Origin of the sequence: Limnohabitans sp. Bal53 (genome assembly GCF_003063355.1) — a bacterium.
GTDB lineage: Bacteria > Pseudomonadota > Gammaproteobacteria > Burkholderiales > Burkholderiaceae_C > Limnohabitans_A.
In genome coordinates this window covers 182,083-197,977 of record NZ_NESH01000005.1, presented here as the reverse complement: position 1 = coordinate 197,977, position 15,895 = coordinate 182,083, and the positions used below count along the sequence as shown (strand labels likewise).

The following is a 15,895-nucleotide window of genomic DNA, read 5'->3' as shown; positions in this document are numbered from 1 at the left end:
AATGAATGGTCACCCCGGACTGGATCCGGGGCCACTGACTCACACGCGCTCGATGATCAACGCTATGCCTTGGCCCACGCCAATGCACATGGTGCACAGCGCATAACGACCTGCGGTTTGCTGCAGGCGGTTGATGGCCGTGGTGGCCAAACGGGCACCCGATGCACCCAGCGGGTGACCCAAGGCAATCGCACCACCCCAGGCATTCACACGGGCGTCGTCGTCTTTGAGGCCCAACATGCGCATCACGGCCAGGCCTTGCGCAGCAAAGGCTTCGTTCAGTTCGATCACGTCCATGTGGTCGATCGTCAGACCAGTTTGGGCCAACACCTTGAGTGTGGCCGGCGCAGGGCCAATGCCCATGACGCGCGGAGCCACACCGGCGGTGGCCATACCCACGATGCGTGCCTTGGGGGTCAGGCCGTTTTTGGCGGCCGTGGCTTCATCGGCCAACAACAAAGCGCAAGCGCCGTCGTTGACACCCGAAGCATTGCCTGCGGTCACGGTGCCGTCCGGGCGCACCACGCCTTTGAGCTTGGCCAACGCTTCCAGACTGGTTTCGCGGGGGTGCTCATCGGTGTCCACCATGATCGCATCGCCCTTTTTCTGGGGGATGCTCACGCCCACGATTTCACGTGCCAGGTGGCCGGCTTTGATGGCAGCGACAGCGCGCAGCTGGCTGTTGTAGGCCATCAGGTCTTGCGCTTCGCGCTCGATCTTGTAGTCGGTAGCGACGTTCTCGGCCGTCTCGGGCATGGAGTCCACGCCGTATTGGGCCTTCATCAGTTTGTTGACGAAGCGCCAGCCAATGGTGGTGTCGTACACGGCGTTGGCACGGCTAAAAGCCGTTTCCGCTTTGGGCATGACGAACGGCGCGCGGCTCATGCTTTCCACACCGCCAGCAATCATCAAACCGGCTTCACCCGCCTTGATGGCGCGCGCGGCGGTGCCAATGGCGTCCAGTCCCGAGCCGCACAGGCGGTTGATGGTGGCACCGGGCACATCAATGGGCAGACCGGCCAGCAAGCTGGCCATGTGGGCCACGTTGCGGTTGTCTTCACCCGCCTGGTTGGCACAGCCGTACAGCACGTCGGTCACTGCAGCCCAGTCCACGTTGGGATTGCGGGCCATCAGGGCACGCAGGGGCACCGCACCCAGGTCGTCGGTGCGCACGCTGGACAGGGCTCCGCCGTAGCGGCCAAAGGGGGTCCGGATCGCGTCGCAAATGTAGGCTTGGTTCATGTGACTGGTCTCTTGAGGGTTGTGAATGTGCATTATATTGCACACCATACAGGGATTGATGTCATTTTAGAGGTGGTCATTGGTCTGGCATGAGCGTTTGGCGACTGCCAAGTGAAAAGATCTCGGGTGTCTGTCCGCAAGGCGGGGCGGCTGCTCTGGTCGGGCTCCGGGGAAGTCTGTCCGTTGATCAAGTGCCTGGTGTCTGTCCGCAAGGCGGGACGGCGGCGCTGGCCGGGCTCAGAGGCGCTTCGCTTTGCCACATCGCCCGACCAGCGCCGACGTCCCGCCTTGCTCGGGTGTTGAGGGGCGCGACTTGCCGGTTTTTACACCCGAGTCAAACATTCCACGTTGAAATGGACCCGGGTGTTGCCGCCCGACGCGAAACGCCCACGTGAGAGGCCGGGGTGCGGGGCCGGGGCGATGTGGCAAAGCGAAGCGCCTCTGAGCCCCGGCCCCGCACCCCGGCCTTTCACTACCCCAAGCCACAACACCAAAGAACAAAAACAAAAGCAAGTCCACAAACACTTAAGAGACAATCCACCACATGCTGATACAACCCTCACAAGCCGATGTCCGGCGCTTTTTTTGTGGTGTCTACGCCAAAGCCCGCACGACTGCAACGCTCGAACCCATGGAAATGCTGGTCAGCCAATGGATCGACGAACACCCCGAATACCATGCCGAACTCGCCGACGTTGATGCCGCCCTGGCCAACATGCTGAACGACGACCCCAACCGGACCAACCCGTTTTTGCACCTCTCGATGCACCTGTCCATCAGCGAACAATGCAGCATCGACCAACCCCGGGGCATTCGCCAGGCGGTGGAACTGCTCACGCACCGGCTCAACTCGCTGCACGACGCGCACCACCAGGCCATGGAATGCCTGGGCCGCATGATTTTTGAAAGCCAGCGCTCGGGCCGCATGCCCGACGGCGAGTCCTACATCGCCTGCGTGCAGCGCAACGCCACCCAAGACTAAGACCCAGCGGCCCCAAAAATGGCCAACAGACAACAAAAACCCGCCGAAGCGGGTTTTTTGTTGTGTGGACTCAGAAGGATCGGATCAGCGGAAACGCGACTGAGGAATGACCTTCATCTCGCCGTCCAAAGAGGCGATGTAGGCCGAAATGGCCTTCAACTCGGCGTTGGTGAACTGCTTGGCAATGCCACCCATCACGCCATTGTTGCGGCCCCAAGTGGACTGGTTTTCCACTTTGTAGGACTTGAGGGCTACGAACAAAAAGTCTTTGTGCTGACCCGCCAGCTTAGGGTAGCTCGGGTCGATGGGCTTGCTGAAATTGTCACCGTGGCAGGAGAGGCAAGCACCTTTTTGCAGCAGGGCCGCGACTTTGGCATCCGGGGCTTTGGGCGTCTTGGTCACGGGCTGAATATTGCCATGCTGCTCGTAGTAGGCGCCCAGATCGGCCATGTCCTGCTCGGTCAGGGTGTCGGCAATGCCACGCATGGTGGGGTGCTTGCGCTCGCCTTTTTTGTAGGCGTTGAGCGAAGCCACGATGTACTTGCCGTTTTGGCCGGAGATCTTGGGAACGCTGTAGACCTCGGGGAAACTGGATTTGTAGCCGTGAATGCTGTGGCAACCAATGCACATGGCAATTTTTTGCTCACCAGCTTTGGCGTCGCCCTTGATTTCTTGGGCATGGACAGAAACAGCGGTCACAGAAGCGACAGCCAAGGCAAACATCGAGTTCAACAGCTTGTTCATTTTGCTCACACAATCCAAATGATTGATAAAAATCAACTGAGGATTATATCGGGCTGGCCCTCATAATCCTGACAAGCCCTTTTACCTTTTCAGAGAAGTTGTTGCCATGAAATTCCAAGGTACCGAAAACTACGTCGCCACACCCGACCTGATGCTGGCCGTGAATGCCGCCATGACCCTCAAGCGCCCCCTGTTGGTCAAGGGCGAACCCGGCACCGGCAAAACCATGTTGGCCGAAGAAGTGGCCGAGGCTTTGGGCTTGCCACTGCTGCAATGGCACATCAAATCGACCACCAAAGCCCAGCAAGGCCTGTACGAATACGACGCCGTCAGCCGACTGCGCGACAGCCAACTGGGGGATGAAAAGGTCAAGGACATCGAAAACTACATCATCAAGGGCGTGCTCTGGCAGGCTTTCACATCCGAGACGCCCGTGGCCATCCTGATCGACGAGATCGACAAGGCCGACATTGAATTCCCGAACGACCTGCTGCGCGAAATCGACCGCATGGAGTTCTATTGCTACGAAACGCGTCAGCTGATCAAAGCCAAAACCCGTCCACTGGTGTTCATCACCTCCAACAACGAAAAAGAACTGCCCGACGCCTTTTTGCGCCGCTGCTTCTTCCACTACATCAAGTTCCCCGAAGCGGACACCATGAAGCAGATCGTGGACGTGCACTTCCCCACGCTCAAAAAAGACCTGCTGGCCCTGGCGCTCAAGACCTTTTACGACGTGCGCGGCTTGCCCGGCCTGAAGAAAAAGCCCTCCACCAGCGAATTGCTCGATTGGCTCAAACTGTTGGTGGCCGAAGACATTCCGCTCGAAGCCCTGCAAAGCGCCGACCAAAAAGTGTCTGTGCCGCCGCTGGTGGGCGCCTTGCTCAAGAACGAGCAGGACGTGACTTTGTTCGAGAAGCTGGTGTTCATGAACCAGCGCAACCGCTGAAGCCATGACCGCCTTTGCCTCGCCTGTGACCCTGACTGGCGCACACGTGCGGCTGGAGCCCTTGCGGGCTGAGCACCACGACGCGCTGGTGCAGGCCGTGCGCGATGGCCAGTTGTGGCAGCTTTGGTACACAGCCATCCCTACGCCCGAAGGCATGGCAGCCGAAATTGAGCGACGCCTGGACCTGCAAGCCAAGGGCAGCATGTGCCCCTTCGTGGTGATCGATCCGGTGACCCACCAGGCCGCGGGCATGACCACATACATGAACATCGATGCCGCCAACCGCCGGGTGGAAATCGGCTCGACCTGGTACCGCCAAAGCGTACAGCGCACACCGCTCAACACCGAAGCCAAGCGGCTTTTGTTGGCCCATGCCTTTGAGCAACTGAACTGCATTGCGGTGGAGTTCCGCACGCATTTCTTCAACCAGCAAAGCCGCCGCGCCATCGAGCGCCTAGGGGCCAAGCTCGACGGCATCTTGCGTAGCCACCAAATCAACCCCCACCCTTTGGGCGCTGGCGCACTGCGCGACACCTGTGTTTACAGCATCATTGCCAGTGAATGGCCCAATGTACGCACCCACCTCGACTTTCAATTGAGCCGCAACAGAACCGAGGAACCCCGGTCATGCTGATCGACTTTTTCTACACCCTTCGCGCCGCCAAACTACCCGTCTCGGTGCGCGAGTACCTGACGCTGCTTGAGGCGCTGCAGGCCAATGTGGTGGGCCCGGCATCTGACGCCTGCAGCATCGACGATTTTTACCACCTGGCCCGCACCGTGATGGTCAAGGACGAAAAGCACTTCGACAAGTTCGACAAGGCTTTCGGCGCCTACTTCAAGGGCGTGGAGATGCTGACCGACTTCACCAAAGAGGTGCCCCTGGACTGGCTGGAAAAAATCCTGCAAAAGGAACTCACGCCCGAGCAAAAAGCTGCCATTGAGAAGATGGGCTGGGATGAGTTGATGGAGACGCTCAAAAAGCGTCTGGAAGAACAAAAAGAACGCCACGAAGGCGGCAACAAGTGGATCGGCACGGGCGGCACCTCGCCGTTTGGCAACGGGGGGTACAACCCGCAGGGTATCCGCATTGGTGGCAAAGGTGGCAACAAGAGCGCCGTCAAGGTCTGGGACCAGCGCGCTTACAAGGATTACGACGACAGCCAAGAGCTGGGCACACGCAACATCAAGGTGGCGCTGCGCCGCCTGCGCCGTTTTGCGCGTGAGGGCTCGCAAGAAGAGCTGGACCTGGACGGCACCATCCGCAAAACGGCGGCCAATGCCGGGTATCTGGACATTTTGATGCGCCCGGAGCGGCACAACAATGTGAAGGTGCTGCTGCTCATGGACGTGGGCGGCACGATGGACGAACACATCGCTCGGGTCGAGGAAATGTTCTCGGCCGTCAAGGCCGAGTTCAAGCACCTGGATTTTTATTACTTCCACAACTGCGTCTATGACTTCATGTGGAAGAACAACAAACGCCGCTATGCCGAGAAGTTCCCGACCTGGGACATCTTGCGCAAGTACAACAAGGACTACAAGCTGATCTTCATTGGCGACGCGACCATGAGCCCTTATGAGATTTTGCAAAAAGGCGGCAGCGTTGAATACAACAACGAAGAAGCTGGGGCCGAATGGCTGCAGCGCCTGACGCACACTTTTCCCAAGTTTGCCTGGATCAACCCCGAGCCTCAAGGCGTGTGGCAATACCGTCAGAGCATCTCCATCATCCAGCAGCTGATGAGCAACCGCATGTACCCGCTGACCCTCAAGGGGCTGGAAGATGCGATGCGTTTGCTGAGCAAATGAGGCGGCCCGCGCGGCCTGATGGTCGGCACTGCATGGCTGTGGCTGTGCTGATGGCTGCGCTCTGGTTTGCGGCCCTGGCGCCCACGTCGACTCTGGCACAGACCACCTCAACGCCCGCAAACCTCTCCGCCAACCCGTCCCCGGCCACCCCGCAGGCCTTTGGCTTGGAAGTACGCAGCAGCAACGAGGGCATCCGTGACTTTCTGACACAACATCTGAACCTGCAGCGCTACCGCAGCCTCAGTGATCTGGACGAGATGGAGCTGGCCCGGCTGCTGCGTGACGCCGATGTGCAGGCCCGCGAGCTGCTGGGCACACTGGGCTTTTTCAAGCCCACGCTGAGCTGGTCGCAAGACAAAAGCGGCAAAAACGCCAGCATCGGGAACTTGGGCCTGGTGCTGGTGGATGTGGACCCCGGACCCGCGGCCCGCGTCTCCGAACTGCAATGGCAGTGGCTGGGTGATGTGGCCGACGACACCGAGGCGCGAGCACAACTCAAAGCCATCGAACAGCAATGGGCTTTGCCCGTGGGTGCGACCTTCAGCCAAGACGCGTGGAGCCAGGCTAAAAACCAGGCACTGCGCCAGCTGCTGGCCGAGCGTTACCCATGGGGCCGCATCTTGCACAGCCTGGCATTGGTGGACGAGCCCAACAACCAGGTGCGCCTGTGGCTGACCCTGGAATCCGGCCCAGCCGTGCGTCTGGGGGCTTTGCAAATCTCCGGAGCAGAGAAATACAAGGTCACGCAGGTCGAGCGCTTGGCTCTTTTGCCGGTCGGCCAGGTCTACCGCCAAAACGATTTGCTCGAAGCACAGCAGCGCTTGGTCAGCAGTGGTTTTTACGATTCGGTGTTTGTCAGTCTGGATGCCGAGGGCAGTCCGGCGCAGGCACCGGTCAAGATTGAGCTCAAAGAAAGCCTGCGTCAGAAATGGGTGCTCGGCTTGGGTGTGCGCAGTGACAGCGGTGCCCGCGTCAGCGCGGAGCACACCCACCACAGCGTGCCGGGCCTGCGTTGGCGCTCGGTCAGCAAGCTGTCTGTGGACAAGGACTTGCAAAGCCTGAGCCTGGACCTGCTGGCCCCGCCCGACAGCAGCCTGTGGCGCTTGAACACCTCGGTGCAGTTTGAGCAGGAAAAGCGCGGCGATTTTCAAGTCAACAGCCAGCGTTGGAGAGCTGGCCGCATCCAATTGGGCGAGCGCATTGACCGCTCGTATTTCGCGCAATACGACGCAGCCCGACAACAGGGGGATGGGCAAGGTGCACTGGAGTCCGTCAGTGGCAACCTGGCCGGTACCTGGCGTAACTTTGACTCCCTGCCTTTCCCCAGCCGTGGCCAAGGTGTGGGCCTTGAACTGGGGGCAGGCGTGACCCTGGGCCCTGATCGCGAGCCCTATGTGCGTTGGAGAGCAAAAGGCCTGGCCCTGTTGCCCCTCGGGCGTACCAGCGGTCGCTTGGCCATGCGGGCCGAATTGGGCAGTGTGATCAGCCGAGACACCTCAAGCCTGCCGACCACTCAGTTGTTTTTGACGGGGGGGGACAACAGCGTGCGCGGCTATGCGCCCAACAGCATCGGCGTACAACAAGACGATGGACTGACGGTGGCAGGGCGTTACTTGGCCCTGGCCAGTTTGGAGTGGCAACAACCCATCCGCTGGCGCAGCCAACGCACAGACTGGGAAAGCGCCGTGTTTGTTGATGCGGGCGCGGTGGCCAATGACACGGGGCAACTTCAGCCTCAAATCGGCTATGGCGCGGGTGCCCGCTGGCGCAGTCCGGTCGGGCCGGTGCGCATCGATTTGGCTTATGCGCAAGCGCTGCACCAGCTGCGCCTGCACCTGAGTGTGGGATTCACATTTTGACGATGAACACCCACCCCGAGAACCCGAGCGACAAGGATGCCACGGCGCAGACCGTGGACGCGTCTTTCAACTCGACGGCGGATGACACCGCACCGGCGCACGCGCCTTCTCGCTCGCTCTTGCGGCGCATGCTTGCCGCCTTGGGGGCTTTGTCGGCCGTGAGCCTGTCGGCTTTGCTGGGGCCCTTGGTGCTGGCTGCAGCGATCTGGGGGTTGTGGGCCTGGACAGGCACCCCCGGGTCTTTGGGCACCGCCCTGAACATGCTCCACTGGGCCCTGCCCGCGGGTCAACAACTGCGCAGCACCGATGTGCAAGGCAACTTGCAGCAAGGCGGGCGCATTGGCCAAATCAGTTGGCAAAGCGATGGCTTGCAGGTGCAGGCCCAAGATGCACAACTGGTGCTGGACTGGTCGCAGCTGTGGCGCCAGGCCTGGCCCCTCAAGAGCATCCACATCAGGAGCCTTCGGGTGCAAGACCAGCGCCCCCCTCAGCCCCTCACACCCCTGACAGAGTTGCGCCTCCCACTGCCCTTGCAACTGGCGATGCAGGTGGACCAATTGAATTGGCAAGGCCGCACGGCGTTGACACTGTCCGATATTCGGGCCCAATACGCCTTTGACGGGCAGGAGCACCGCCTGGATGTCGAATCGCTCGCACTGGCCCAAGGCCGTTACACCTTACAAGCGCGTTTACAGGGCGCAGCGCCCATGGCCTTGCACATCACGGCCCAAGGCCAGGTGCAAACCCCAGCCAGTGGCCGCACACCAGCCCTGCAGTTGCAGGGGCAGTCCACGGTGCAAGGCCAGTTGTCAGGCCCTCTTGCCCAACTCGCGGTGCAGGCCGAGCTGGAACCCACACCCGGCCAAGGCGCTTTGGGTCGCGCTCAAGACAAGGTCCATCTGACGCTGCAGGCGCAAATCCGACCCTGGCAAAAACAAGCCGTGGTGCAAGCCGAGGGCCAGTGGCAAGCGCTGGACATGGCGCCGCTGTGGCCCGGTGCGCCGCAAACCCGCTTGCAAGGCCAAGCTCGGCTGTTGCCCGATGGCGCGGCCTGGCAACTCGAAGCGCAAGTGGCGAACCTGCTGCCCGGCCCCTGGGACCAGCAGCGTCTGCCCCTGGCGCAGCTGAGCCTGAAAGCCCGCCATGCACAAGGGCTGTGGCAAATCCAGCAAGCCGGGGCCCGCGTAGCCGCCGGCCAATTGCAAGGCCAAGGCCAGCAAACCCCCACAGGCTGGACAGGGCAGCTGGACATCCAGAACCTGCAGCCCGACTTGCTGCACAGCGCCTGGTCTGGGCCTGCCGTGCAAGGTCGCCTCAAAGCCGAGGCCTCAGGGGCAGACAGCATCGCGCTGAGCGCAGACTTGCAAGCGCTCAAGGCACAGGCCCCCGACCTACCCACCAGTCCTGCCGCTTTGCAATGGGAACAACTCCAGCTCTCTGGCCAATGGCACCCCGATCGCTGGGACATCGACAGCCTGCGGCTGCAGGCCGCTCAGGCCGCTTTACAGGCACAGTTCCAATGGAAGCCGGGCCAAGAGGCGGTGCAAGGGCGCATGACGCTGGCGCTGCCCGGCATGCAAGCCACCGCTCAAGGAACGCTGGCCCCCTCCTCCGGCTTAGGCCGTCTGGACGTGCAGATGCAAGACGCCGCCCTCAGCCAGGCTTGGCTGCAAGGCCTGCCGGGATGGGCCACACCACTGCAATCTTTCAAGGCCTTCAAAGTCAGCGGACCGGCCCAGTTGCAACTCCAATGGCAAGGGGGCTTCGCACAAGCCGATGCGCCGCTGTCCCTGCAGCTGCAATGGCCGCGCATCGAGTGGGCACAGTCCACCAGCCCCAGCAGCGCAGCCACAAGCCAACCCACCACCCGACCAGCACCCTGGTTCCTGGCGCCAGGTCAAATCCACATGCAAGGCACCCCCCTGGCGGTGCAGGCCGATTTGAAAGCCCAACTGGGCCAGGGCGCGCACATGGCCCAACTGCAAAGCACCTGGCGTGCCAGCCGCGAAGATGTCCGCAGCCCCATCTGGCAAGGCCGCATCGAACAGTTGGCGCTGAGCACGCCCAACACCCAAAGCCCAACGGCTGCGCCCTGGCGTCTGGCCTTGCAGTCCAAGCTCGACTGGCAAGCTCGGCTCGACCCGCTGGCCCTGACTTGGGAGCCATCGAACTGGTTGCTGCAAGGCCCCGGCCCAGGCCGCCCTCGCTTACAAGCCCAAGCCGGTGGCTGGACTGCGCCCAACGCGGGCCAACCCCAGCAAACACACGGCGCCCTGAATTGGTCAGACCTGCCCGTTTCCTGGGCGCAGGCCTGGCTGGGCACCGACCTGCTCAACGACATCACGCTTCAGGGCCAGGCCCTGTGGCGCATGGACCAAAACCTGAACTTGAGCGTGACGGCTGAGCGCAGCCAAGGCGATTTGCGCATCCAGACCGACAGCGCATCAGGCCAAAGCACGGCAGCAGGATTGCGCCAGGCCAAGGTCTTCTTGCAGGTACAAAACGAGCAAATGCTCACAGAGTTGAACTGGGACAGCGCCAAAATGGGCCAAGCCCAGGCCCAGCTGAAAAGCCAATTGCGTCGAACCGCTGACGGCTGGCAATGGGCCGAGCAGGCGCCTGTGAGCGGCAGCGTCAAAGCCAACTTACCGCAGATCGGGGCGTGGTCGGTGCTGGCCCCGCCCGGCTGGCGTGTGCAAGGCACGCTGGATGCAGACCTGGTGCTGAGCGGCACGCGCGGCCAACCCCAATGGCAGGGACGCTTGCAGGCAGATCAACTCGCTGCGCGTTCTGCCGTGCAAGGCCTCGAATTCAGCCAAGGGCAAATGCTGGCGCGCCTGCAGGGCCAAAGCTTGGTGCTGGAGCGCTTGAGCCTGCGCGGGGCCGGCGCACAAGGGGGAGAACTCCAGGCTCGGGGACAGATTCAATTCAATGCGGCACCGGGTGCCTCATCCAACAGCCTCAACAACCCATTGCGCAAAGCTGATTTGGCCTTGCAGATCGAGGCCAAAAACCTGCGCGTGAGCAACCGGGCCGATCGTCGATTGAGTGTGTCGGGTGATCTGACAGCACGCATGGCACAAGGCCAATTGCTGCTGCGCGGTAGCCTTAAAGCCGACCAAGCCCTGTTCATCTTGCCCGACGACAGCACGCCAAGTCTGGGCGACGATGTGGTGGTGTTCCGTCCAGGGATGGGCGAGCTGAACCTGAATATGCTCAGTGCCCCACCTGACCCCAATGCGCCCACTCGCTCATGGTTGGGCGTTCCGGATGTGCGCGTGATGCTCCATCTGGGGTCTGACTTTCAACTTCAAGGTCAGGGTCTTGTGACCCGTTTGAGCGGTCAGGTGGAACTGATCAGCAACGCATCCACGCGGGGCCTGCCACGCCTGAACGGACAGTTACGCACCGAGGGCGGTCGCTACAAAGCCTATGGCCAGCAGCTGAACATCGAGACCGGTGTGCTGCGCTTCACGGGCCCTTATGACAACCCCAGTCTGGACATCATTGCGCTGCGGCCCAACCTGCCCCAAAACGTGGGCGTGCAAATCACGGGCACCGCTTTGCTGCCACGCATCCGTTTGTATGCCGACCCAGACTTGCCCGATGCCGACAAACTCGCCTGGCTGGTGCTGGGCCGCTCAGCGGCCAACGGCGGTGCCGAATCGGTCGTGTTGCAACAAGCCGCCGTCGCCCTGTTCAGCGGCAACGGCAAAAGCCTCAGCGGCGAGTTGGCCAGCAGCCTGGGGCTGGACGAAATCTCGCTGGCCAGTGGCAGCCGCTCGGACGCCACCGCCACGGGCGCGGCCTTGACCCTGGGCAAACGCTTGTCCAAAGACTTTTACCTGGCCTATGAAACCAGCCTGAGTGGCGCTTTTGGCAGTTTGTACATTTTTTACGACCTCTCGCGCCGCCTGACTCTGCGGGCACAAGCTGGAGAGCAAAGTGCGCTGGACTTGATATTCACCTTACGGCGTGATTGAGCTGCTTGTCAAGTGAAGCGACCCCCGTGAAAACGATAGGTCCTCACCGTCAAAATCAATACTAAAATACCAATACAATAAACCAAAATACTTTCAATACTTTAAAAATGGCAATTGACAAGCACCCCACGGCTTGAAACTTGAAGCACCTGATGCCCGCACCTCTCAATCCGCCTCAAACTCAGCGCGACAAGGTCAGGGTTTCCAATCCGATAAAGCATCTGGCCTCTAACGGATCAAACAAGATCAGCTGCCTAACTGTTTTTATTTACAAATTTAGAAAAAATATATTAATATTTGAAAATGCCCTTTTTTGGGGCATGACAAAGACTAAAGTTGGCATTCACCTATGAACAAACCATCATGGCGTTCTGAAGATGGGCAACTCTTGCGAAGTTTGCGGGAAGCAGCAGGCATCGATGAACTGGTTTTTGCACGCCGCAATACGGTCTCCGTGGCCCAACTCAGAGAGCTTGAGATGGGAGGCAGCAGCAGTTTTTATAACCCCGCCATCAAACGCAGCACAGGCCTCAAGCTGCTGAAAAATCTTGGGCACGAGCTACCCTTGCCAGAGCCCGTCATGCTCGCCGACCCGCATGAGCCAGCGCCTGCCTCCACAGCCCCCACAAAACACGATGCGAGTTGGCCCGCCAATGTGACGGATGCACAGCCACACAGTATCGCGTTGCCATCTGTCACCGCTCGCCGTGGCATATTTCTGCAGCCTGTTTTTTGGTTGCTGTGCTTGCTCAGCTCGGTCGCTTTGGTCGCCTTCAAACCTTGGGCCGCAAAAGAAAATCCACCCACCTTGTTGGCCAGTGCAGCGCCTGCTGAAGCTAAAGCTCCATTGCTACAGTCCTCCACCCCGCCCTCACAAACCGAGCTGTTGGTCGCTGCCGCGCCCAAAACAGATCATTCCAATCTTCAAGCCAAAGGCTCCGCATCAGCCGTGTCCGACTCTTGCGATTGGCAGCACCGCGACAACAGCAAAACCCACACCCCCACTCAGCCTCTCAAACCCGGCAACTATGTCTATTTGGAGGCCCAAGCTGACACAGAAGTTTGTGTGCTGGACAGCCAAAACAAGAAAACTCTGCTGCAGCTGAAAGCGGGCATGACCAAAAGCGTTTACGGTTCGGGCCCCTTCCTGGTCCACAGCCAGGATTGGACCACTTTCAAACTTTTCTTTCAGGGCCGTCGCGTCCATGAGAAGCTGACCGATGTACATCACCTGCTGCTGAACAGCCAAGCTTTTTAAGGCCATCACCGCCTTGCACAGGAGGGGCTCGTTGCATTTCGGTGGGGGCTCTATTTAGAAAATCAAACAACCCCATGACTCAAGATTGTGGCCATTACAATCCTTGTCGTGTGCCACCGTAGTTCAATGGATAGAACTCTCCCCTCCTAAGGGAGTGATACAGGTTCGATTCCTGTCGGGGGCACCAATGCTGAATCCGCACACGTTCAAAACGGTGCGGATTTTTTGCTTTTAAAACGCGATTTTTTCAGCTTCCAAGTAAGCCAAGCTGATGTATTTGCCAATGTTGCCATCAAACCCATCCATGGTCTTGGCCCTTGAGGCCACACGCGGGTCTTTCATCACAGCAGCCTTGGCTTCGGCCTCAGACTTGCCGTCTTCGACCGCTTTGAGGCACGGCTCCCAGATGCCGGCCATGAATTCGCCATAGGTCTTGAGCAAGTCTTTACGGGCGTGGCCGTGACCGGGCACCCAGAGCTGATCGCCCGTAGCGGCTTGCAGGGCTTTGTAATATTTGAAGGTGCCGGGGTAGGAGCCTTCGTCCATGTTGGCGATGCGGTTGGTCATGGCGATGTCGCCCAACGCCGTCACCTTGTCCTGCACCACTTCGACACACAAATCCGAAGGGGTATGGGCTGTGCCGTAATGGTGAAGACGCAAACTCACGTCACCGAACTGCAGGACTTGACCATGCTGCACAGGCGTGTTGGGCAAGACCACCTGAGTGCCCAGTGTCGACTGGTTGGTCCAACGCTCCATCAGGCTGCGCCACAAGTTGCCTTCTGCGCCTTTGAGCTTTTCAATGGTGCTGGGCAGTGCGTAAATGGGCAGCTTGTCGCCGTAGGTTTTGACGAAGGCGTGGTTGCCCAGCCAATGGTCGCCGTGGTAGTGGCTGTTGAACACGGCCACCACGGGTTTGTCGGTCACCTTGCGGATCATGCGGATGGCCATTTGGCCAATTTGGAGCGAGGCCCCCGAATCGATCACCACCACCCCGGCCGTGGTGACCACAAAGATCACGTTGGCCATCATGCCCCGGTTTTCTGGGGTGGGAAATCCGTCTGGGGAGTAGATCATCCACACATGGGGAGACAGCTGTTGCGCCGCAATGTCGGCAACGGGTGGCCCTTGGATAAAGTCCTGCGCTTGCTGCGCCAACAATCGCGCCTCGGGCCACATGGCCACGCCACCGATGGCCGCACTGGCCCATAACAGTTGTCTTCTTTTCATGGTGATCCCTCCTCAAACAGTGCAGCGCCAAATGGCACTGCACGCCCTGTTCAAACCGCGTAGCCTTTGTTGGGCAAAGCGCCCATGATTTTGGGGGCGTTGAGCTGGCGTGGTTTGATACGGCCGCCTTGCGCCTTGAGCCAGGTCTCGACCACTTCCCAAACTTGCTTGTTGCCCTGGTTGCGGGCTTCTTCGGCCACAGGGGCCCAGCCAGCGACCTTGTACTTTTTGCCCGCCTCGATGAGCTGGCCTTTCAGGCGCAAATCACCAATGCGCTTGCCAGCGCTCTCCACAGGGTTACAGCTGTAGCTCAAGCCGCCCACACGCACCATGTCGCCACCTTGCTGGTAATAAGGGTCTGGGTTGAACAGGTTGTCGGCCACGTCTTCAAGCACGGTCTTGATGGTCTCGCCCGTCATCTCGGTCACGGTGGCATACGAGTAGGTGGTGGCAGTCATGTCGAGCAGCCATTCGCGCGTGATGGCCTGACCCGGCAAGAGCGTGGTGCCCCAACGGAAGCCGGGCGAGAACGCGATGTCAGCACCTTGCACGTCCAGCAGCGCATCAACCAGCAACTGGTCACCCGTGCCGTTGAAGTTGCCACGGCGATAGAGCAAGCCATCGGTCACGGCCAGTTTTTCGGCCAACTTGCTTTCGTAGGGTGCGCGGATCTTGGTGATCAAGGCGTCCATCTCTTTGTCGGCGGGCAGCATGTTGGAGAACACGGGCAGCAGTTTGTAGCGGAAGTCGCTGACTTTTTTATCCTTAACTTCAAAGTCGAGCACGCCCAGGAACTTGCCATTCGAGCCGGCATTGGTCACCAGGGTCTTGCCACCCTTGTTGGACACGATCGAGGCCACAGGCATACCGTCGTGTGTGTGGCCGCCCATGATGGCGTCGATGCCACTGACGCGGCTGGCCATTTTCAGGTCCACGTCCATGCCGTTGTGGCTGATGACGACCACGACCTGGGCACCTTTGCCACGGGCTTCGTCCACCATCTTTTGCATGTTCTCGTCCTGGATGCCGAACTCCCAATCGGCCACCATGTAACGTGGGTTGGCAATCGGGGTGTACGGGAAGGCCTGGCCAATGATGGCGCAAGGCACGCCGTTGATCTCGCGGATCACATAGGGCTTGAACACTGGATCGCCAAAGTCGTTGGTCTTGACGTTTTGGGCCACAAAGTCGACCTTGCCTGCAAAGTCCTTTTCAACGATTTCCTTGACGCGCTCCATGCCCAGGGTGAATTCCCAGTGGCCGGTCATCACGTCCACGCCCAGCAGTTTGCAGGCGTCAACCATGTCCTGGCCGTTGGTCCACAAGCTGGTGCCAGAGCCCTGCCAAGTGTCACCACCGTCCAGCAACAAAGCGCCTGGGCGGCTGGCCTTCATGCGCTTGACCAGTGTGGCCAAATGCGCAAAACCACCGACCTTGCCATAACGCTTGGCAGCTTTCTCATAATCCAAATAAGTCAGGGCATGAGCCTCTGCAGTGCCCGGGCGGATTTTGGCCACTTTCAACAAATACTCACCCACCAAATGCGGCAGGTTCCCCTGCATGGAGCCAATGCCCAAGTTGATGCTGGGCTCGCGGAAATAAATCGGCTTGAGCTGCGCATGGCAATCGGTCATGTGCAAAAAGGACACATTGCCGAACTTGGGAATGTCATACAGGCCGTTGGCTGCTGTGCTGGCACTGGATTGGGCATAAGCGCCCATGCTCATGCCAGCCATCGTGCCGGCGCCCATGACTTGGATAAATTCGCGTTTGGAGAGATTCATATTTGCAATCACTGATATATGTAAACCAAAAAAAGTCCAACCCCGAAAGGTT

The 15,895-nt window shown here is 59.9% G+C and carries 11 protein-coding genes and 1 tRNA gene; 8 read left to right on the top strand and 4 right to left on the bottom strand.

Going from position 1 to position 15,895, the window contains the following annotated elements:
- Window positions 1-39 precede the first annotated feature (39 nt).
- Window positions 40-1,242 (bottom strand): 3-oxoadipyl-CoA thiolase, encoded by a 1,203-nt coding sequence (gene pcaF, locus B9Z50_RS13870; RefSeq protein ID WP_108365451.1) that lies wholly within the window; start codon window positions 1,240-1,242, stop codon window positions 40-42.
- 547 nt (window positions 1,243-1,789) lie between these two features.
- Between pcaF and B9Z50_RS13865 the strand changes: the two genes are divergently transcribed.
- Window positions 1,790-2,224, top strand: coding sequence for a DUF1841 family protein (locus tag B9Z50_RS13865; protein WP_199221756.1), 435 nt, complete (start codon window positions 1,790-1,792; stop codon window positions 2,222-2,224).
- 84 nt (window positions 2,225-2,308) lie between these two features.
- On the opposite strand, the gene B9Z50_RS13860 is transcribed toward B9Z50_RS13865, so the two are convergent.
- Window positions 2,309-2,968: a cytochrome c gene (locus tag B9Z50_RS13860; protein WP_108365313.1), complete on the bottom strand. Its 660-nt coding sequence runs from the start codon at window positions 2,966-2,968 to the stop codon at window positions 2,309-2,311.
- 106 nt (window positions 2,969-3,074) lie between these two features.
- Here B9Z50_RS13860 and B9Z50_RS13855 point away from each other — a divergent pair, with 106 nt between their 5' ends.
- From B9Z50_RS13855 to B9Z50_RS13825, 7 genes are all read left to right on the top strand, one after another.
- On the top strand, window positions 3,075-3,917 hold the full coding sequence (locus B9Z50_RS13855) for a MoxR family ATPase (RefSeq protein WP_108365311.1): 843 nt from the start codon (window positions 3,075-3,077) through the stop codon (window positions 3,915-3,917).
- A 4-nt stretch (window positions 3,918-3,921) separates the two neighbouring features.
- Window positions 3,922-4,551, top strand: a complete 630-nt coding sequence (locus B9Z50_RS13850; RefSeq protein WP_108365309.1) for a GNAT family N-acetyltransferase — start codon at window positions 3,922-3,924, stop codon at window positions 4,549-4,551.
- Entirely contained in the window at window positions 4,545-5,729 is a 1,185-nt protein-coding gene (locus tag B9Z50_RS13845; RefSeq protein ID WP_108365307.1) for a VWA domain-containing protein, read from the top strand. Before B9Z50_RS13850 ends, B9Z50_RS13845 begins: the two co-directional genes overlap by 7 nt.
- Before the next feature lie 32 nt (window positions 5,730-5,761).
- Entirely contained in the window at window positions 5,762-7,588 is a 1,827-nt protein-coding gene (locus B9Z50_RS13840; RefSeq protein ID WP_158270688.1) for an autotransporter assembly complex family protein, read from the top strand.
- 2 nt (window positions 7,589-7,590) lie between these two features.
- On the top strand, window positions 7,591-11,571 hold the full coding sequence (locus tag B9Z50_RS13835) for a translocation/assembly module TamB domain-containing protein (RefSeq protein WP_108365303.1): 3,981 nt from the start codon (window positions 7,591-7,593) through the stop codon (window positions 11,569-11,571).
- Between the two features lie 349 nt (window positions 11,572-11,920).
- Entirely contained in the window at window positions 11,921-12,829 is a 909-nt protein-coding gene (locus B9Z50_RS13830) for a hypothetical protein (RefSeq protein ID WP_108365301.1), read from the top strand.
- A 112-nt stretch (window positions 12,830-12,941) separates the two neighbouring features.
- Window positions 12,942-13,016: transfer RNA gene (locus B9Z50_RS13825), tRNA-Arg, on the top strand.
- A gap of 44 nt (window positions 13,017-13,060) precedes the next feature.
- Here B9Z50_RS13825 and B9Z50_RS13820 read toward each other — a convergent pair.
- On the bottom strand, window positions 13,061-14,059 hold the full coding sequence (locus tag B9Z50_RS13820; protein WP_108365299.1) for an MBL fold metallo-hydrolase: 999 nt from the start codon (window positions 14,057-14,059) through the stop codon (window positions 13,061-13,063).
- Between the two features lie 50 nt (window positions 14,060-14,109).
- Window positions 14,110-15,843, bottom strand: coding sequence for a thiosulfohydrolase SoxB (soxB, locus tag B9Z50_RS13815; RefSeq protein WP_108365297.1), 1,734 nt, complete (start codon window positions 15,841-15,843; stop codon window positions 14,110-14,112).
- Window positions 15,844-15,895: the final 52 nt, after the last annotated feature.